This window comes from Candidatus Neomarinimicrobiota bacterium, assembly GCA_016784545.1.
In the GTDB taxonomy this organism is placed as follows: domain Bacteria; phylum Fidelibacterota; class UBA8477; order UBA8477; family JABMPR01; genus JABMPR01.
This window is the reverse complement of record JADHUM010000033.1, coordinates 21,824-41,598: the sequence shown is the minus strand read 5'-3', so window position 1 is coordinate 41,598 and position 19,775 is coordinate 21,824. Positions and strand designations below refer to the sequence as shown.

17 protein-coding genes are annotated in these 19,775 nt (G+C 42.5%); all 17 read left to right on the top strand.

Translation table 11 applies throughout. The features are described 5' to 3' along the window. The first annotated feature begins 119 nt into the window (after positions 1-119). The gene (locus tag ISR87_09045; GenBank protein ID MBL7025590.1) at positions 120-1,235 is read left to right on the top strand and encodes a hypothetical protein; all 1,116 of its coding nucleotides are present in this window, start codon (positions 120-122) and stop codon (positions 1,233-1,235) included. Further along, positions 1,232-2,407, top strand: a complete 1,176-nt coding sequence (locus ISR87_09040) for a hypothetical protein (GenBank protein ID MBL7025589.1) — start codon at positions 1,232-1,234, stop codon at positions 2,405-2,407. The genes ISR87_09045 and ISR87_09040 overlap by 4 nt, the downstream gene beginning before the upstream one ends. Before the next feature lie 10 nt (positions 2,408-2,417). Then, positions 2,418-3,692 (top strand): hypothetical protein, encoded by a 1,275-nt coding sequence (locus ISR87_09035; GenBank protein ID MBL7025588.1) that lies wholly within the window; start codon positions 2,418-2,420, stop codon positions 3,690-3,692. A 12-nt stretch (positions 3,693-3,704) separates the two neighbouring features. Next, on the top strand, positions 3,705-4,157 hold the full coding sequence (gene rpiB, locus ISR87_09030) for a ribose 5-phosphate isomerase B (GenBank protein ID MBL7025587.1): 453 nt from the start codon (positions 3,705-3,707) through the stop codon (positions 4,155-4,157). Next, positions 4,147-5,445 carry a serine hydroxymethyltransferase gene (locus ISR87_09025; GenBank protein ID MBL7025586.1) on the top strand — a complete coding sequence of 433 codons (1,299 nt, stop codon included), beginning with the start codon at positions 4,147-4,149 and terminating at the stop codon, positions 5,443-5,445. The genes rpiB and ISR87_09025 overlap by 11 nt, the downstream gene beginning before the upstream one ends. A 5-nt stretch (positions 5,446-5,450) precedes the next feature. Then, entirely contained in the window at positions 5,451-5,894 is a 444-nt protein-coding gene (gene nrdR, locus ISR87_09020; protein ID MBL7025585.1) for a transcriptional repressor NrdR, read from the top strand. A gap of 36 nt (positions 5,895-5,930) precedes the next feature. Continuing rightward, on the top strand, positions 5,931-6,680 hold the full coding sequence (locus ISR87_09015; GenBank protein MBL7025584.1) for an ATP-binding cassette domain-containing protein: 750 nt from the start codon (positions 5,931-5,933) through the stop codon (positions 6,678-6,680). Between the two features lie 357 nt (positions 6,681-7,037). Continuing rightward, positions 7,038-8,261: a PorV/PorQ family protein gene (locus ISR87_09010; GenBank protein ID MBL7025583.1), complete on the top strand. Its 1,224-nt coding sequence runs from the start codon at positions 7,038-7,040 to the stop codon at positions 8,259-8,261. Between the two features lie 88 nt (positions 8,262-8,349). Then, on the top strand, positions 8,350-11,160 hold the full coding sequence (locus ISR87_09005; GenBank protein ID MBL7025582.1) for a T9SS type A sorting domain-containing protein: 2,811 nt from the start codon (positions 8,350-8,352) through the stop codon (positions 11,158-11,160). A 5-nt stretch (positions 11,161-11,165) separates the two neighbouring features. Continuing rightward, positions 11,166-14,276, top strand: coding sequence for a hypothetical protein (locus tag ISR87_09000; protein MBL7025581.1), 3,111 nt, complete (start codon positions 11,166-11,168; stop codon positions 14,274-14,276). Further along, a complete protein-coding gene (locus ISR87_08995; GenBank protein MBL7025580.1) occupies positions 14,269-14,979 on the top strand; it encodes a hypothetical protein in 711 nt (236 codons plus the stop codon). The genes ISR87_09000 and ISR87_08995 overlap by 8 nt, the downstream gene beginning before the upstream one ends. Further along, positions 14,976-15,773: an outer membrane protein assembly factor BamD gene (bamD, locus tag ISR87_08990; protein ID MBL7025579.1), complete on the top strand. Its 798-nt coding sequence runs from the start codon at positions 14,976-14,978 to the stop codon at positions 15,771-15,773. The genes ISR87_08995 and bamD overlap by 4 nt, the downstream gene beginning before the upstream one ends. Before the next feature lie 10 nt (positions 15,774-15,783). After that, positions 15,784-16,377 carry a nicotinate (nicotinamide) nucleotide adenylyltransferase gene (gene nadD / locus ISR87_08985; GenBank protein ID MBL7025578.1) on the top strand — a complete coding sequence of 198 codons (594 nt, stop codon included), beginning with the start codon at positions 15,784-15,786 and terminating at the stop codon, positions 16,375-16,377. Continuing rightward, the gene (locus tag ISR87_08980) at positions 16,377-17,366 is read left to right on the top strand and encodes a calcium/sodium antiporter (GenBank protein MBL7025577.1); all 990 of its coding nucleotides are present in this window, start codon (positions 16,377-16,379) and stop codon (positions 17,364-17,366) included. The genes nadD and ISR87_08980 overlap by 1 nt, the downstream gene beginning before the upstream one ends. A gap of 16 nt (positions 17,367-17,382) precedes the next feature. Then, a complete protein-coding gene (locus ISR87_08975; GenBank protein ID MBL7025576.1) occupies positions 17,383-18,147 on the top strand; it encodes a class I SAM-dependent methyltransferase in 765 nt (254 codons plus the stop codon). Continuing rightward, on the top strand, positions 18,144-18,806 hold the full coding sequence (locus ISR87_08970) for an ATP-binding cassette domain-containing protein (protein MBL7025575.1): 663 nt from the start codon (positions 18,144-18,146) through the stop codon (positions 18,804-18,806). The genes ISR87_08975 and ISR87_08970 overlap by 4 nt, the downstream gene beginning before the upstream one ends. Then, positions 18,803-19,675 (top strand): hypothetical protein, encoded by an 873-nt coding sequence (locus ISR87_08965; protein ID MBL7025574.1) that lies wholly within the window; start codon positions 18,803-18,805, stop codon positions 19,673-19,675. The genes ISR87_08970 and ISR87_08965 overlap by 4 nt, the downstream gene beginning before the upstream one ends. The last annotated feature ends 100 nt before the right edge of the window (positions 19,676-19,775 follow it).

Here is a 19,775-nt window from a genome sequence, read left to right as displayed (position 1 = left end):
AATTTGGAATTGGAAACATTCTTTGGAGTTGAGAATTAAAACTCTGAATATTGACAGTGTTGACTCTAAACCAACAGAGTTAAGTGTTTGATCGCTTAACTCTTTTTTTAAAGGGGCTTATGAAAATCCGGATTCCTTTCGCAGTTCTTATCACCGCACTTTTTTTGTGGTCGTGTGATGAACCATTATCCTATGACAATGCTAGCTTTGTCTACAACCCATTCTCATTTACTGAAGATACCCTTAACAACGTTACGGCGACTGAATCACGAGCTGCTGAGATTGAATGGGGATCACATTTCAGAGCCTGGGTTGGTGAAACACAATACTATAAATCAGGTTTTACAGTTGACTTTGTCTTCTCCGACACATCCTTGGATATCGCCGGTGTGGATAGTATCCAATTCCTGGTAAACCATTTTTTGACTTATCCTGAGAATGGGGCTGACACAATCGCTTCGACTTATTTAAACTTTGGCTATTACGAAACCATGGATCAAACTATAGACTTGGAAAGCTCCAGCTATGGCAATTTTCTTGGCACAGATTCTATGAATGTTTCTGGCGGTAGTAATTCCTGGAAGTATACTTTACCCTCTGGTCTCATAACTGAGGGTGATACCACCGCTAGTCTGGGTATTTTTCCTGCGACTACAGAATACCTCTCTTCATTTTATGGGGGTGGCTCTGTTTCAAGACCACTATTAAACTTTTTCTTTCATGAACCTGATACGGCTGGGGACGACAGTGCGACTTTTATAACCTTTGATGCCGATACGCTCTATATGCATTTAATTGAGAAATCTGGGGTTTTTGATCGATCGCAATTCGATTATATCAGTCAACTAAAGAATGATTCACTTATCATGACACTTGATCTCCAAGGATTCATGTTTGGCGGAGATACAATCCAGCACGTTCTTTCTTCCAGTGTTCTGCCTGCAATTGATGATATGGCTTCATCTCTTTATAGTACTGATAGTGTTTTCAGATTTAGTATGATTGTTGAAGACCCTAACTCAGGGTTGTCAGCTACTATTGAATATGGAGGGGATGGGTACAATAGCAATCAGGTGAAGGATGTTATTCAATCAGCCATAGATGATAAAGAAGATGTAATAGAATTGATATTGAAGCCTACGAATTCCGGTTACTCCCCTGGATTTCTGGCAATCTCAAAAGATGCCAGTGCTTCAGCTCTTTATGTTAAATCTTCCCTGGCGGTGCGACCATGAGGAAGCTGATACTCATACTTTTTCTGGCAATTTCCCTCATGGGGCAATCTGCTTACTACCGGCTGGGTTATGGTGATATATATCCAACAACAGACCCCCTGGGGAGCAGCCTTGGTCACGGTGTAGTGGCCCTCGAGGACTCCACCCGCATCACTATACACAATCCTGCTGCATTGAGCAGCTCGAACCGTGTACATTTTGGGGTAAGTTTGGGTTCAGAATTTAGATCAATTGACAATATCGTGTCTAACAAAACCCGGCTTGAACAGGTCTTTGTTACAATTCCAGTGGGAAAGCGATTTGGGATGAGTCTTGGAACCCATGCAATCTCTGATTTTGCCTCTGGATATGAATCTAGTCTGGACATGGGTTCTTTCTCAGAACAATCAATTGGAGGAATTTGGGATTTTCATCTGGGTCTTGGATATGCACTCTCTCCCAGTATGAAGTTAGGGCTCAAGTTGCATAAATTTCAGGGTCAAATAAGACGCGAATTCACGATTCTGACTGATGATATTCAAGATATGTACGTAATAAAGGGTGACATCTCCGGAAATAGTATTGAAGGTGGAATTATTTCCAATGTGAGAGAAAAAGTCTCGCTAGGGTTAACAGTTAATATCCCTTTCGACAAACCTACACTTTCCGGTAGGGATAGTCTGGCTGGATCTGATGCCTTTGCAGAAATAGATGAGGAGCTGAAAGCCTGGCCAACCACAATTAAATTTGGTGTCATCTACCATCACTCAAAAAACGTTAATTTTATGGCAGGTATTGCACAGCAACTATTCAGCGAATCTGGTTTCTCGGAAGCCAGAGTATTCGCACTACCAGCTGGATGGAGTACTATACCAGTTGCATCTTTTCAACTCTCCCGGCAAAAATTACCTACCGATAGAACCTCACGTTACTGGACCAAAAGAACCGGTTGGCAGGCTGGGGTATCAATCAAAAATTATTATCTGTCACCAGACAATGGCAATATGATATACGAATATTCACTGATTTCTGGTGCCAACCTCGCTCTGAGGAATGGAAGAAGTCTATTTGAGATTTCTGGGGAATTCGGATCTCGTGGAGGGGATGAAAGTCTGCCTGATGAGCTTTTCGCTCGTATGAAATTTGGAATTCAAATTAATGATATGTGGTTCAAAAAAGTTAAAAGAAGATGAGGGTTAACTCATGAAGTTAAAAGTTGTATCAATTATTACTATGGGCATCATGCTATTTACAATGGTCTTGTCAGCATGTATGCCTCCACAAGCCACAGCTGAAGAATTGGCTGCCATGGAAAAAGCACGCAAAGATTCCGTGCGCAAAGCAAATTCCCGCTACTGTATGAAACACTTAAGTTTTGCAACAGAGTACTACAAGAATAAAGCCTATCCAGATGCCTTGTTTAATTATAAGAAATTGTTCGAATATGAGTGTGTCGATGAACAAATGGCTCAAAATGTTTATGTCTATATGGGTAACTCCTATCGCGAATTAGACCATCTAGATACTGCCATGATTTATTACGATGAGGGCCTTGCAGTTATCCCCACCAACAAATACTTGTGGGAAAATAAATTATTCACCTTGAAATTGATGGATGATGAAGACGCATTGCTACAGGCTAAAGTTGATATGTATGCAGCTTTCCCTCAAGATTCTGTATTGGGTGAAGAACTTGCAGAGGACTACATTAAATTTGGAATGTATCCTGAAGCAAAAGACATTGCCGAACATCTTCTAGCTACCAACCCTGATAGTAAAAACTTGAGAAATATTGTTCGTGAATCCATAGAGGCTCAGGGTGGTGATGTCCGTGGTTTCATTGAGGAAGAGTATAGAAAGAATCCCGATAATATTTCCAATGCTCAGGACTATGTCCGAGTACTGCGAAATGATGGTGAAAATGATACCGCTATCAAAGTTCTGGAAGGTATTCTAACTATTTCGCCAGGTATGACAAACATCATGAAAGATCTTGTTGAAGCATATCGTGAATTGGGTCAAACAAAAACAGTTATCAGCTGGCTGCAAAAATTAAATACTGCTAATCCTGAAGATGTCCGTATCTACTTTGATATGACACAGGCTTACATAGAGGACGGCCAACTCAAATCAGCCATGTCATGGGCCGATAAAGCCATTAAAATGGATTCCAGAAATGGTCAGACCTATGCCAACCGTGCTTCTGTATTTGAAGCCGTGGGTGTAGCATGTGCTGGTTCTGTTCCAGATTTTGATGACAAACTGGTATTTATGATGGCGTACGAAGATTATTTAACTGCAAAATCAAATGGCTATTTTAAAGCGGCCAATAAAATTGATTTTCTAAAAGAAGCTCGTATTCCACAACAGGGTGACTGGTTCTTCAATCGAGATGAATACGTTAAAGGCGGTAAAGCTAAACCCAGGAAGGAATGTTATTCCTGGCTAAAACGTAGTGTCACGGCTCCCAAAGGCTAAAATAGGTCGGCTATGAAACTTGTCATTGGTTGTGATCATGCCGCTTTTGATGCAAAGACCGAGCTGGTTCACTATCTCAAGTCAATCGGGCATGATATCATCGATGAAGGGACTCACAATCTGGATTCTGTTGATTATCCTGACTTTGCTGCCAGGGTAAGCCAAAAAGTTCAATCCGGTGAGGCTCAGTGCGGGATATTGATATGTGGTACTGGTATTGGTATGTCCATAGCTGCAAATCGTTATAAGGGCATTCGGGCAGCCCTCTGCTGCAATGAGGAGTTGGCTACACTTAGTCGACTTCACAATGACGCAAATGTCCTCTGTCTGGGTGCCAGAACACAATCTATAGAATCAATGAAAAGCATTCTCTCAGTCTGGTTAACCACAGAGTGGGAGGGTGACAGACATGCAATAAGACTTAACAAAATTGAGCAAAATTCTCGAGGTCAAGATGCTGAATGAGCTAAAAACGTCTGATCCAGCCATATACGCTGCAATTATGGCAGAACGCGATCGTGAAAACGAAACCTTAGAGTTAATCGCTTCAGAAAATTTCGTTAGTAAAGCTGTTTTACAGGCAGCAGGCAGCGTGATGACAAATAAATATGCGGAGGGGTATCCTGGGAAACGATACTATGGTGGTTGTGAGGCCGTAGATACTGCTGAAAATCTTGCCAGAGACCGCGTCAAGCAACTTTTTGATGCTGAATATGCTAATGTCCAACCCCATTCTGGCAGCCAGGCAAACATGTCCGTATATTTCACCTTGGTGAATCCTGGAGACACAGTCCTTGGTATGGATTTATCCCATGGCGGCCATTTGACCCATGGCTCCCATGTCAATTTCTCAGGTAAATTTTACAAGATAGTTGCCTATGGTGTGAACGCTGAAACAGGCTACATCGATTATGATATGGTTCGTGACCAGGCTAAAAAGCATGGACCCAAAATGATCATAGCTGGTGGTTCTGCATACCCCAGACACTATGATTTTAAATTATTTAGAGAGATTGCAGATGAAGTTGGTGCCTTTCTCATGGCTGATGTTGCTCATCCCGCAGGATTGATTGCAGCCGGGGAGCATCCTAGTCCCATGCCACACTGTCATGTAGTCACCTCAACCACCCATAAAACCCTTCGTGGACCCCGCGGTGGCTTGGTGATGATGGGCAAAGATTTTGAAAATTCATTCGGCATTGTTGCTCCAAAAAGTGGTCGCACCAAAATGATGAGTGAGCTGCTGGACAGTACTGTGATGCCAGGCATTCAAGGTGGTCCGCTCATGCATGTTATTGCTGCCAAGGCAGTGGCCTTTGGAGAAGCACTGGAACCATCATTTAAAACGTATGCAAAGCAGGTGATCTCTAACGCAAAAGCCTTGGGTCTTGCTCTCCATGAATATGGTTTTAAGCTGATCTCTGGTGGAACGGATAACCACTTACTTCTTATTGATTTAACTGCGAATAATATTAGTGGCAAAAAGGCTGAGCGTCTTCTGGAAGATGCTGGGATGACCACCAATAAAAATATGGTTCCCTTTGATCAGCGGAGCCCACTCATTACAAGTGGTATTCGCATTGGAACTGCAGCCTTAACCACCCGTGGTTTTAAGGAAAATGAGATGAAATTGATTGCAGGATATATCAATGATGTGATTTCTGACCCAGACAATGAAAGTGTCAATCAATCAGTCCGATCCAAGGTGCAGGGACTTGTCAAAGACTTCCCTCACTATCAGGATGTCGAGTAAAACGTATGAATTGTCCACAATGTCAACAGGGTGATACTCGAGTAATTGATTCCCGTCACACCCAGGATGGTCGTGCAATTCGACGTCGTCGGGAGTGTGGGAGCTGTTCATACCGTTTCACAACCTATGAATATGTCGAGACACAACCCTTGCTGGTCATTAAAAGCAATCAGCGACGTGAACCATTTGACCGTGAAAAAATTCTTAAAAGTATAGCAATAGCATGTAGCAAAAGACCTGTGAACAGTACTCAGATGAGTCAAACTGTAGATTTGGTGATACAGGATGTAAATACTTTTGGATCTTCTGAAGTTCATGCAAAAGATGTTGGCGAACTGGTAATGAAGCATCTGAAAGATCTTGATGAAATTGCCTATGTCCGGTTTGCCAGTGTTTATCGGAAATTCGAAGATGTTAAAGAGTTCAGAGCGGAATTGGACGACATCTAAATCCATGAAAACGATCTGATTCAGAAATGTATCGGTATGATCGAAATTAAAAATCTCCATAAATCGTTCGGCGATCTCAATGTACTGTCTGGGGCCAGTATAAAGGTTGATGATGGCCAAAGTCTCGTGGTCATGGGAAAAAGTGGGACAGGAAAAAGCGTTCTTCTCAAGCTGATTACCCGTCTACTATATCCTGATTCAGGACATATCTATATCGATGGGGATGATCTCGGTACGCTCAATCAAAAACAACTCGGTGAATGTCGTCTCAAATTTGGGATGTTGTTTCAATCAGCCGCCTTATTCGACAGTCTGAATATTTACGATAATGTAGGTATAGGCCTAAAAGCATATAATCGGCATTCTGATGCTGAAATTGATACTATTACCAAGGATAGTCTGGAACGAGTGGGGCTGGTGGATGTGGGTCATAAATTTCCGTCACAATTAAGTGGTGGTATGCGTAAACGTGTTGGATTGGCTCGTGTAGTGGCCATGAAACCAAAATACATTCTATATGATGAGCCTACCACTGGATTGGATCCAGTTACCAGTGCTCAGATTGCCATCATGATAAAAGAAATGCAAGATGATTTAAATGTGACCAGTATTATTGTGACACATGACATTCCCACTGGCTTTTTTCTGGCAGATAAAATTGTTTTGCTAGATCAGGGGAACTTTTCCTTTGTTGGTAGCGTCGAAGAGATGAGAAAGTCAGAACTAAAATCAGTGCAGGATTTTATCAGTGGCTATAAAGAAGAAGCAGATATAAAATTTAGGTGATAATTTGAATCAACACCCAAAAAATGACATGGACACAACATATGATATTAGTCATGGTTTTCCACGGCTCATCATAGAGTTATCCAGGTCACTTGAGGGCTTAAATACTGTGAAATCCGTTGATTAGCGAAAGGTGTAAACCTATATTCGCCCGCTTTACGAGAGGAGAACTTTAAGAGAGAAAACGTTACTGGGATTTTTTGATGAGAATCCACCGAAAACAAAATACGAAACCTGGCGTTAATCTTTTTTTAAAGTTGATACCGAATGTTATTAATAATATTCGGTTTTTTTATGAATGAGGAGTTAGTTAGAATGAAAATGAATAAATTTTTAAATCTCACCATCGGAAGTCTGATGTTTCTGTCAGTGGCATTCTCACAGAGTGCATTATTTCTGTTAATCGCCCCTGGTGCACGGGCTGGTGGTATGGGTGAAGCACAAGTTGCTCTTGCAGATGACTCCTACGCAACCTACTGGAATCCTGCCGGGCTTGGATTTCAAAGTGGCTATGAGGTCTCTGGAATGCATGTGAATTGGCTTCCTGGTCTTGTAGATGATATGTACTATGATTTTCTGGCTGGAAGAGCTCCTGTAGAGGGTCTCGGAGTCTTTGGTGGACATATTATCTACCTGAATGCTGGTAAGCAGCAGTATACCGATGCAAATGGGACTTCACTTGGAACCTTCCTGACCTATTTCTCTTCAGGGGCAATAAGTTATGCCACAATGATATCTGAGAATTCTAGTGTGGGTTTTAACTTTAAAATTTTATATCAGCACCTTACGGATAAAAATGTCGGTACTGAGAAGACCAAAGGAACAGCGACTAATTTTGGTTTTGATGTGGGGTACCTGAGTAAGGGATATTTGGGTGGCAAGCTGGATCTTGGTGCCATGGTGGCTAACCTGGGTCCCAAAGTTATTTTCAACGATAAAGAACAAGCTGATCCACTACCTACGAACTTGAAACTTGGTTTCAACATGCGTGTGTACGACTCAAAGTACAACCGATTGAATGTGGTCTATGATGTAAACAAACTACTGGTTGGTGAATATGCATCCATGGATTGGGACGGTGATTTGAAAATTGGCGGCTATAATGAAGATGGCAATGAAGATCCTTCTGGAAATTACAATAAAGATGGACAGAATGAAATTGCTCACACTGATTCATGGTGGAAAGGAATCTTCACTTCTTTTCTAGACGACTGGTATCTTGGTGGTGATCGCAACATGGATGATGATCGCGTTATTGGAGGATATGGTCCTGATTCATCTGCTGTAGAAGGTGGATTATATGGAAACAATGGACTACTTGAGGTTGGTAATAGCGATGACAGAAGTCCGGCTGACGAATTTAAATCACTGATCCATAGTGTAGGTCTTGAATATTGGTATAATGAAATGTTTGCCATACGTGGAGGCTATTACTATGACTCTGAGGGTAAAATTACCACGCCTACAGTTGGTGCCGGATTGCGCTATGGAAACTATGGCTTTGATTTTGGCTATACCGTGGCAGAGGAAACACACCCTCTGAACAATACCATGCGATTCTCGCTTATGTTAAAATTTTAGGATGATCGGATCAATCTGGTCATCGATCCATAATTTTTAACCCTCAAAAGCTCGCGGGGATAATATCAATCAATTCACAGTAAGATTATTGCTGACTATTCTGTCAGTCCTATCCTTATCAGGGCAGGAGCTGAAGGTTGCTGTACTTCGAGTAGCCTTTCAAACGGACTCATCACCGGCAACAACTGGGGATGGAAGCTTTGTCCTGGAAGACACTGTTGATCTCGATTGTACGGACTGGTCACTGGACCCACCTCCTCATGATCGCAGCTATTTTCAGGATCACCTCACTGCCATGGAAAACTACTGGCAGCGGGTTAGTGATGGGGCGGTTCAGGTAAATATTGCTGAATCAGCCGTTTATCCACTGAATGAGGATGATGTTTACCTATTGCCCCATGAGATGCTCTACTATCATCCATATCTAGAAGCATATGATGAAACAGAAAAACTTTTTGAGTTGAGTCGAGATGTCATCGCCCTGGCAGATCCTGATGTCAATTTTGATGAGTATACTACAATCATTCTTGCCCATGCAGGCATGGGTGGTGATTTCGCATTTGCACTTGATCCCACACCAGGAAACATTCCCTCAGCCTATCTTTCACAGCCAGATTTCGGAGCGTATGGTTTTCTTCAAACCAATGAAGGCAATCTTTCTGATCTAATCATCATACCAGAGTCACAAAATTTTCTTCAATATGAAGAAACACGCACCCTTTTTGAGGATGCAGAAGACCCCTGCTTTTATCAGGTCGCCTTAAACGGGACCCTGGCGTTAATGATCGGCTTTCATCTTGATTTACCACCCTTATACAATACTGAAACAGGGGTTTCTCTTGTAGGTGGATTTGCCCTTATGGATCAGGGCTCAAATAATTTTCATGGTATCGTACCAGCCTATCCTGATCCTTTCACCAGGATTGAAAAGGGCTGGACCCTACCTGACGTGAGAGGAATTGGGGATACAGTCTTAGTTAGCGTTGATGATCCACCAGTAAAAATTTCCATAAGCGATACCGAGTACTATCTCATTGAAAACCGCCAGAGAAATCTGCTGCATCCCAGTAGTATGCCACTTTGGATTGACGAGCCAGGTTTTGATACGGTTTCAGTCGTTCTTAGTGCAAATGGGGTGGTTGTTCAGGTCGATGAGCAGCATGCCGGTTTGCCAGGCAATGGACTCAATATCTGGCATATTGATGAAACCGCACGATACACTGATGATAATCCCAATGGCGGGAATATCCAGATGGTAGATTTCGTGGAAGCTGATGGTGCCCAGGATATGGGATATGCCACTCAATTGCTCTTTGCTGACTATCTGGAAACCGGTTGGTGGTTTGATCCATGGTTTGCAGGGAATGAGGGATGGTTTCATCTTAATCGCTATGAGGACATTGTCGGGGATAGTCTTCTCAATTTCAGCTCAAGCACCTTTCCTGCAACAACATCCAATTCTGGGGCTCCCAGCCACTTGAAAATTGAAAATATTTCTAAAAATGGTTCTTCCATGAGCTTTTCGATTTCATCTGATAGATTGGTTGTGAAAGACTCTATTTCCAGCTTTTTAGGATGGGGGGCAACAGCAAACAGTCTGTGGGCCTTTAACAAGGATTCTACACAAATAGTCATGACCTCATTCGAAGAGGGTGGGTTGACACAAACACCAAGTTCGGTTCTATCTCCAGCAGATATTCTCCATGGCGAAGGCGATAGTACCTTTCATTTCCGATATCCCTGGATATTTCCAAACATGACCACAAGCACACATTTTATCAATGTGGAAACTGGTGATTCACATCCTAATACGAGGGTGAGCAATCCCTTCGAAATTATAATTAATCAGAGTGGCCAACTGACCTTATCGTATTTTGCTGAAAAAGATGGTGGATTTGCTCTGGTCAAGTGGTTTGATGCGCTTGGGCAAAGTATCATAGAAGGACCACTACCGGGTCCACCCATAGCAAGATTCCAGACGACATCAGGGATACAATCTTTTTATTCAGAATTTTCTGACAATCCTAAACCTGCAGGTGTGACGCTGTTTAGGGGACCTGATGACCTCTCTATGGCCGTTCCAGAAGCTATAGATGTTTTTTCATGGTCTACTGCTGAAAATGCCTTAAAAATATCTCATTTGCCTTCTGAGGAAGTTGTTTTAATTACTGTTGAAAAACCCCTCCATATCATTCCTCTGGATGCCGATCTGGACGGCTACTATGAGATTGGCCTCTTCTTTGAAAATACAATCAAGATTATCAATCAGGTCGGAATAGCTTATAGCGGTAATCCTTTCCACACAGAACCATATTTTGGCAATCCAGTAGTTGGTTCAACAATTGATGGCCAACTCACTATATTTTTAAGACATGCCAATGGGTATTCCATATTCGATTTGGAAGGAGAATTGCTAGACAGTGGTGTCTTGCCCCAGGTTACCAGAAGTGTGGAAAATTCCCTCAGTTCTACAAATGGCTTAACCTTGATTCTCAGTGATCAGGAACTCCTCTATTTTGAATATGATCAGACCATAGAAGGGATTGCTTTTTGGTCAGATCCACAGGGTAACCGAGCTGGAAATCGAGTTACTGAAACCCCAATAGTGGCACCTTCAACTGCACCCACACTCCAATCCAGTTCTGTATATAATTACCCAAATCCAATCAAAGGCAACGCTACGACCATCCGTGCCTGGTTGGGAGATGTAGATACCTGGAGCATTGAAATATTCTCTATGAATGGGGCCCAGGTGGTCCAGGTTGAACTGGACAAACTTCAACGCAATAGCTATAACGAATGGGTCTGGGATGCATCAGATGTATCCAATGGTGTTTACCTCGCCCAAATAGTGGCTGGGAAATCATCAGAGATAATCAAGATAGCTGTTATTCGATGAACATTGTGAAATACATACTCCCCATCCTGTCCACAGGAAGCCTGCTTTTTGCTCAGGGGTTCAATCATCCTGAGTTGGAATGGAAAACCATTGAAGGTGAACACTTCATCGTGCACTATCATCAAAACACTGAATGGACGGCCAACGAAGCTCTCCACGTTGCCGATGATATCTATGATGGGATTACATCCCTATACAACTATGAACCCGAGGAAAAGACACATCTTATCATCCGGGATACAGATGATTATGCCAACGGTGGCGCTTATTATTTTGACAATAAGATCGAAATATGGGCCATGCCTCTGGATTATAGCTTAAGAGGATCTCACTACTGGCTGCGTGATGTCATCACCCACGAGTTTACTCACATCATAAGCTTGAGAGCCTCTCGGAAAATGCATGGGAATGTACCTGCTGCATATCTCCAGGTGATTTCATATGAGCCAGAGCGAAGAGAAGATGTTCTATATGGCTATCCCAATGGTATCGCTTCATATCCGATTCCGTCTGTTGTTGTTCCCATGTGGTGGGCTGAAGGAATTGCCCAATACCAAAATGATACCACACGCTGGGATTGGTGGGATAGCAATCGAGATATGATCTTACGAGATCGTATTAGCTATGATAAAGTCTTGACACTTAACGAGATGGATGGATTTGGTAAAGTTGGAATCGGCAATGAAAGTGTCTATGACCATGGCTTTGGATTTGTACGCTATCTGGCCCAGGAGTTTGGGCAAGATGTCATAAAAAGGATTACGGATCGTATTAGTAATCCCCTGAGTTATGGCTTCTATAACGCCTTTGAAGCCGAAACGGGTATGTCAGCAAACAGCCTATGGTCTGACTGGGTTGCATCCCTTGCAGCAAGACAGTCGCATTCATATAATGATGATGAAGCTATCAGTCCCATCCACTTTGTCCAACGCGAGGGGGACGCAAACCACTATCCAAGCTTCAATTCAACAGGCAGCAAACTGGGCTTTATCTCCAGCGCTGGTGAAACCTATCTCTCCAGAACCGCTTTATTTATTAAAGATAGCTCTGATGAGGCAAGCAAAGTTCTCCCAGGAGTTGAAGGTTTCGACTGGAGTCCTGATGGAGGCCATCTGGTTTATGCACGTAAGGAATATTATGATGGGGGAATCCCTGATCCTCGCACCCCCGATCACTCTAGCCACAGCATCAAACCCTTCCTATCTGGCAATCAGGTTTCCACCTGTGAACGATGCCAACTCCTGATTAGCGGATCGAGATTCTCAGATTTGTTTATTGTTCACCCAGACAGCCTAAAGGATGAACGTCAACTTACTTTTGGTGAGCGGGTAAAAAATCCAACCTGGTCGCCCCAGGCTGATAAGATTGCTTTTGTGAATTTACGGGACGGCACCAATAACCTTTGTCTGGCATTTCCCGGTACTCCTGACAGCGTACAACAACTAACCTTTTTTGAACCTGGCACTCAGGTTTATGTCCCGAAATGGTCCCCTCAGGGAGATCGGATCATTTTCGACTACACCTCCGGGAGCAATCGCGATATTGCTGTTTATCATTTATCCAGTGGTGTAATTGAGCCGCTGCTCACATCAGTTTGGGATGAACGTGACCCGGTTTTCAGGGGTGATTCAATTATTTATTATAGCGATGATCGAACTGGTATTTTCAACATTTACAAGTTTGACCTCCAAACCAGGGACAATCCCCGTGTCACCAATGTAGTTGGTGGTGCCTTCCAGGCAGAATGGCAAAAAGAAAAGCTATATTATTCACTATATGATAGTCTGGGCTTTAACATTGCTGTGCTTGATGAATCAGAATTGATACAGGTTCAAACTGCACCACTTGCTGAATCCGTCCACAGAATAATTGCGCCAACCTGGACACGACATGAGAGTCAGTTAAGCGCTACTGAATACGCTTTTCGTGCAGGTCCCTTATTCCTGCTTCCTCGTCTGCAGATTGAAATGGATCAGTCGAAGAATGATGTCCTCTTTAAACCCGGTTTCTACTTTTTCTCAGATGAAATCATCAGTAATTACTCCATGATTGGTGGATTTGGACTTGCTCCCAATCTTGACATGGATTTATTCCTGTCGGCCCAGTATAAGGGTTTCTTGCCCACCCTGACCTTCGAATTCTATCAGATGGTTCGTCACACGACTGAGGAATTGCTTTACGGGGTATATCCTGCAGACAGCGATCTAACTTTCAGTTTATCGCAAGGCGTGTTATCGGCAGACATTCGTGTACCACCAATTCATGCGTTAAAACTGGATATCTCTGCATCCAATTATCGTACAGCCATCGCTGTGCACACTGTTGGACCTAATAATCTGCCAGGTGGCGGCATCAGCTATGACTACTACAAGGGCTGGGACTGGGGAATAAAATGGGATATGTCTCGTATCAATATCCGGCAAGAGCGGGGGATAAACCCCTCTGGCTACAAAGCCAGCCTATCTCTCCGAGATAATCACCATAATTTTCTTGATCATTACGGCTATGATGAATCAACAGAACGTTGGGGGAATATCTTTAGCAATAATCGCTACCTGAAGCTCAATGCTTCCGCTTTCTACGGATATCTACTGCCAATTCCCGGCAACATTGTTGTTTCCAATACTACAGATCTCAACCTGATTGACAATAATGCCATTGATGATTTTTTCTGGGAGTTTGGTGGTGGAATGCCCGGATTAAAAGGGTATCCATTTTATTCACTAAAGGGGACCCGTCGACTGGTATCTACGACATCATTGAGGTTTCCACTATTCAGGGACAATTACAACCGTGTTGCACATCTCACAATTCGTGACCTCTATCTAGGCTTCCATGGCCAGTTTGGAGCCATATGGGCAGCTGATCCAGATATGGTAACACCGGATGATCTATCCGCCTGGATGCAACATGAAGGTGATCAGATTGAGGTGGTCCGCGATATCGGAGTGGATTTAAGACTGGCCCTGAACTCATACTATGCTTTTCCCACTGCCTTTGAGTTTGGAGCTTATTATGGAATGGATGAATTAGATGTCACTACCAATAATGGAGAGGTAATCAGCTATGGTGGAGAATGGCGTTTTTACTGGAAGGTACTATTTGGTTTTGAATAGATTTAAAAACATATCCATCATGGTTCTCATGAGCCTGTTACTCGTATCCAACATCTACGCTCTGGAAACTCCTGCAAAACTCAAAGTAGACAAGCGTATGGTGAAGAACTTTATGAAGTCTTTGATTATTCCGGGTTGGGGTCAATGGGAAAATGGAAATAAAATCCGTGGAATAGTATACGTTACTGCCGAGATAGCAGGTATTTATGGCTATCAGTCAAATTTCAAAGCCGGGACAGATAAGGAATCAGAGTTCAAATTGTTTGGGGATGCGCATTGGGATTACACGGTATGGTCGTTTAGTGATAATGGTGAAACTGCTTGCGGTAATCTCAGAACCCACAATATGCCTACATACATTGATTCTGAAGGAATCATACAACCTATCCGGGACCATCATTTCTACGAAAATATTAGCAAGTATCCTGAATTCGTTTGTGGCTGGGACGATATATCACTCAAGGATGACAACGATTTAACACCTAACAAAAGTACCTATGTCGATATGCGTACACAATCCAATCAATGGTACCGCAATGCACAAATTGCAGGGACACTGATCATGGTCAACCATTTGATTAGTGCGTTTGATGCTGCCTTGGGCACAGATTTGACATCATTTGAATCAACTAGTTTCGCTGGAAAATTCTATATTAATCCGCTGAATGTCTCGAGAGGCATCACGATGGAGGTAACATTTTGATTAAACGCTCTACCAGAAATACATTTATTGTGCTTGGTCTCCTTTTAATTGGGTTCTCATTTCAACAATGTGCAAGTAAGAAAAGTGATATGGACGCATCAAATATTGCAGATTCCTATCAACGTGGGCTCGATTATTTCGAAAAAAATAATTATATCAAGGCAGAAGAAGTCTTCACCTTCATTATCTACAATGATCCAGGTGGGGCCTATGCTGACGACGCACAGTTTCAACTCGCTGAAACCTATTTTGAGCGAGACGAATATCTGCTGGCGATTAGTGAATATGATCGTCTAATCCGCAGAATGAAAAATTCACCCTTCGTTGAAGATGCATTCTGGAAAAAGACAGAAGCTTACTGTGAACTCTCTCCAGACTACCGTCTAGACAGAGATATGACTGACAAGGCCTTAAGAAGTCTTTATGATTTTGTGGATATTTACCCAACGAGCAAGTATTCTGAGGAAGCCCAAACACGTATACTTGAAATGCGTGAGAAGCTCGCCAGGAAATTACTGGAGAGCGCAAAATTATATGATACGCTACGTGAATACGAATCGGCTATTTATTACTATGATAATGTCATAAATGATTATTCTGATACTGCTTTATATGCATCAGCTCGTCTGGGAAAAGCTGGAGATATGGTTGCTCTGGGTCGTTGGTCTGAGGCCAGAGAATTGATGAACTCCATTGCACTTAATGGTAAGAATGACCTTACCCAAAAGGAAATGCTGAGAATGCGCACTCTGGGCGAAAAAGTTGTCGCAGAAACCGATTCCACGAAGAAGTGAGCCGAACCCCTTGAAGGTCTGTCTCTTTGGCGGTACATTTGATCCACCCCACAATGCACATTTTATCATTGCGGAGGCGATTAGAGAATCCCTGGATTTGAATAAAATAGTATTCATCCCAGCTTATAGACCTCCCCATAAATTCGAAATCAAGCCAGTTACACCCGTTGAACATAGAATTGCCATGTTAAAACTTTGTATTAATGATATCTCCCAATTTGAGTATTCGGATATTGAAATAGTACGCGGGGGTGTATCCTACACCATCGATACCATTCGTGAGATGAAAGTTAAAAAGAATATTTCCTCAAAGGATTTACACTTTTTAATTGGTAGTGACAGCCTTGCTGAATTTAAATCCTGGAAGGACTGGGAAGCAATTCTTGACGAAAGTCAAGTCATCGTAGCTCGTCGCCCCAGATTCGAAAAAACTGATATTGATGCTGATATTATCGACCGGGTCCAATTCTTAAATTTACCCCGAATGGAAATCAGCAGTACAGAGATCAGAGACCGATTCCAGGCGGATCGGATGACAAGATTTTATGTTCCAACTGTTGTTTCAGAGTATATTCAAAACAACAAACTTTATGGAACCAAATAATGGATAACATGATTGCTTCAATCGGAATGGGTGGGAATAGTGTTATCATTGCACTCAGCGCCACCTTACTCTTTTTTGGTGCAGATTGGTTGGTAAAAGGGGGTAGTCAACTCGCTAATCAAATGGGTGTAAAACCCCTTATTGTTGGCTTATCAATCGTGGCATTCGGTACCTCCATGCCAGAGTTTGTGGTCAGTTTGATCGCCAATGTTTTTGAGGACTCGTCTACAATTGCCATCGGAAATATTATCGGAAGCAATGTGACCAACATTGGATTAATCCTGGGAGTCAGCGGATTGATCTTCCCCATAACCATCCACTTTAAACAAACCTATAAAGGGTTGATCTTTCTTTTTGCAGTCAGCCTTCTGCTTTATGGTCTATCCCTGGATGGTTCCGTATCGCGCATAGATGGTTTTATTATGGTGCTGGTTCTCATCGGTTACATCTTTTATTTGTATCGTCACCCAAGTGAAGTTCCACTTGAAAATTTTGAAGGTGAATTTGGAAGTAAAACAAATAATCTCCTCCTGGTTTTAGCCGGAAGTATAGCATTGTCTGTTGGTGCCTGGTTGTTTGTAAAAAGTGCAGTTTGGATAGCCGAAGAATTTGATATACCTAAGATGGTGATCGGCCTGACCATCGTGGCTGTTGGGACCAGTCTACCAGAATTGGCGACTTCCCTGGTAGCTGCGTTCCGAAAACATGGTGAGATATCAGTTGGAAATATTATTGGAAGTAATGTCTTTAACATCCTCTTTATCATGGGAGGAGTGGGATTAATAAAACCACTCGATGTCCTTGAAAGTCGGACGATTGCTGGCGAAGCCGTGAAAATATTTCCTCATGCCCAATATCTCATCATGATGGCATTTGGGTTGGTCCTGATACCACTGGGAATGCGGCATAAAATTGGACGCCTCACTGGTACCATCCTGGTTCTCGGTTATCTGAGTTTTTATATCTATCTTTTTTATGGACGAGCTTGATAGGAAACCAAGGCTCATGCCGGACAAGCAGAATATACAGACGATTCAGCCCTACCAGCGTCTTGCAGCCTATTACGACACCCTCATGGATTATATCAATTATGATATTTGGGTAGATGATATAGAGGCACTGGTTGCACCCTATGAGCCAGACAAGACATGGTTGGATATCTCTTGTGGTACCGGTTCCATGGCTCTCAAGCTTGCCCGGCGTGGCATTAATATGACTGCCATAGACTTGAGTGAACACATGATTGAAATTGCTCGCAATAAAGCACTCGCGGAAAAGCTTCAGATTGAGTTTGGGGTTGGGAATATGGTCAATTTTACGTCAGCCAAAGAATTTGACGTCATCATCAATCTTCATGATGGTTTGAATTATCTGCTGGAGACGTCTGAGATTGAGTTATTTCTCCGAAATACATTCACACTTCTCAAACCAGGTGGCATTTTGCTGTTTGATGTGGTTACCCCCCTGTTATGCCAAACCCATTTCCGTGGCTATCGGGAGATATTCAGTGATGAATATGGAGGGTATGAGCGATACACCAACTATGATCCTGACTCTCAATTGGCTGAGTCAGTCTTCACTCTGAAAACAGATAGGGAAGATACGGTTGATGTTGAATCACATATTCAAAAAGCATATGAGCAATCTGACGTGGAGAAGTTTTGTACATCCTCAGATTATAAGTGGTGGAAAATTCTCGATGATGAAACGCTGGATCAACCCACTCCACAATCGGAACGGTTTATCGTTATGTTGAGGAAGACTGCATGATCAGATTCGAAAATGTTTTCTTGAGATATGATACGGGGATATCCCTACGCGATCTGAATTTCAGCATAGACAAAGATGAGTTTGTATATTTATATGGAGATTCCGGAAGCGGTAAATCCTCCATTCTCAAGATGATCTATTTGGATTTGTTTCCTAATTCAGGCGCAGTGAGTGTGCTTGGTTCTGACTCCACCCATACAAAGAGAAGAGACATTGCCAAGATTCGTCAAAGGATTGGCATGGTGTTCCAGGATTTCCATCTGTTGGCTGACAGAGACATTTACTCCAATATCGCCCTTCCTCTCGAACTGCAAGGCTTCAAAACCGACGAGGTTCGAAGTAAGGTTTCATTAAAGGCTGATGAGTTAGGTATTCGCTCCAGATTGTCACATTACCCCCATGAATTATCGGCTGGCGAACAACAGAAAGTTGCGTTGGCACGTGCCATGGTGATTTCTCCTGAAATTCTACTGGCCGATGAGCCTATCGCACATCTCGATGAAAAAGCCGCAAGTGAAGTTCTTAAATATATCTGGAAAATTCATGATGCAGGAACATGTGTCATTTTTGCCACCCACAATGATAACCTTCTCAAACAGGATCCAGCCAGGAACATCACTTTGGTATCTGGTGAAGTTGTGAGTGACAGGCCATTATGAAACTAAGTTATATCATAAGAGAGGGAATTATTGGTATCAAAAGAGCCCGCATGCCTTTCATGATATCCGTTTTCTCCGTAACCATTGCCTTGCTGATCGTGGGGCTGGGTGTACTGGCAGTTGATAATAGCCTGGAGTTCTTAGGTGAATTTCAAGCAAGCTATGATCTTGAAATATTCCTGGAAAATGAAGTGACTACCCACCAAAAACATGAGTTGGCAGCCATCGTCAGGGATTATCCAGGAATTTTTAGAATGGAATATTTGTCCAAGGAAGATGCAGCCGCCCTTTATAATGCTGAATTTGGGGAAGATGTTCTTTCCTTGTTGGATGACAATCCATTGCCCAGTTCATTTCGCATTACTTTTGAGGAAGATCATCGTTCTGCAGAATATATCTTAACTTTTATCCACAACATGAATGAATTGGATGGGGTAGATGAAGTCATGTTTAAGAAGGATCTGTTCAATCGGGTTCAGGGCATCATGAAGCTTGTCTACACAGTCGCCACCGTCACCTTGTTTCTCATAATCTTATCCACAGTATTTCTTACTGCCAATAATCTTCGGTTGATGATACTGGCCAGATACGAATTTATTGAAACGGTTCGCCTATTGGGCGCCAGCGATTTCCTGATAAAGGCACCATTCTTTCTGGAAGGAGGCATTCTGGGATTTCTTGGGGCAAGTCTCTCAGTGCTTCTGATCATGCTAGCTGAGTATAGTATTAAGTATTTTGTCCAATTCGACTTACCTGTAAGGATAATTGATCATCCCGAAGTAATATTAGGGTTGATTCTTTTCGGCGTCAGTATTTCCTCCTTAGGTGTTTTGAAGGCCGTAAGAAAAATGCTTCGGTTCGTTGCTTGATTTTAAAGATTCCTCCATCCTGAACATTTGCTTTCAAGCCTTATATAACAACTCTTTACCCATTTAAAATCTTGTATTAATTGGGACCCAAAATTATTAT

Bases quoted from the DNA above. Each gene is read 5' to 3' on its own strand.
- nrdR (MBL7025585.1), top strand. From the start codon at position 5,451: ATGAATTGTCCACAATGTCAACAGGGTGATACTCGAGTAATTGATTCC.
- ISR87_08980 (MBL7025577.1), top strand. From the start codon at position 16,377: ATGGATAACATGATTGCTTCAATCGGAATGGGTGGGAATAGTGTTATC.
- ISR87_09025 (MBL7025586.1), top strand. From the start codon at position 4,147: ATGCTGAATGAGCTAAAAACGTCTGATCCAGCCATATACGCTGCAATT.
- rpiB (MBL7025587.1), top strand. From the start codon at position 3,705: ATGAAACTTGTCATTGGTTGTGATCATGCCGCTTTTGATGCAAAGACC.
- ISR87_08975 (MBL7025576.1), top strand. From the start codon at position 17,383: ATGCCGGACAAGCAGAATATACAGACGATTCAGCCCTACCAGCGTCTT.
- ISR87_08965 (MBL7025574.1), top strand. From the start codon at position 18,803: ATGAAACTAAGTTATATCATAAGAGAGGGAATTATTGGTATCAAAAGA.
- ISR87_09035 (MBL7025588.1), top strand. From the start codon at position 2,418: ATGAAGTTAAAAGTTGTATCAATTATTACTATGGGCATCATGCTATTT.
- ISR87_09015 (MBL7025584.1), top strand. From the start codon at position 5,931: ATGATCGAAATTAAAAATCTCCATAAATCGTTCGGCGATCTCAATGTA.
- ISR87_09010 (MBL7025583.1), top strand. From the start codon at position 7,038: ATGTTTCTGTCAGTGGCATTCTCACAGAGTGCATTATTTCTGTTAATC.
- ISR87_09040 (MBL7025589.1), top strand. From the start codon at position 1,232: ATGAGGAAGCTGATACTCATACTTTTTCTGGCAATTTCCCTCATGGGG.
- ISR87_09045 (MBL7025590.1), top strand. From the start codon at position 120: ATGAAAATCCGGATTCCTTTCGCAGTTCTTATCACCGCACTTTTTTTG.
- ISR87_08970 (MBL7025575.1), top strand. From the start codon at position 18,144: ATGATCAGATTCGAAAATGTTTTCTTGAGATATGATACGGGGATATCC.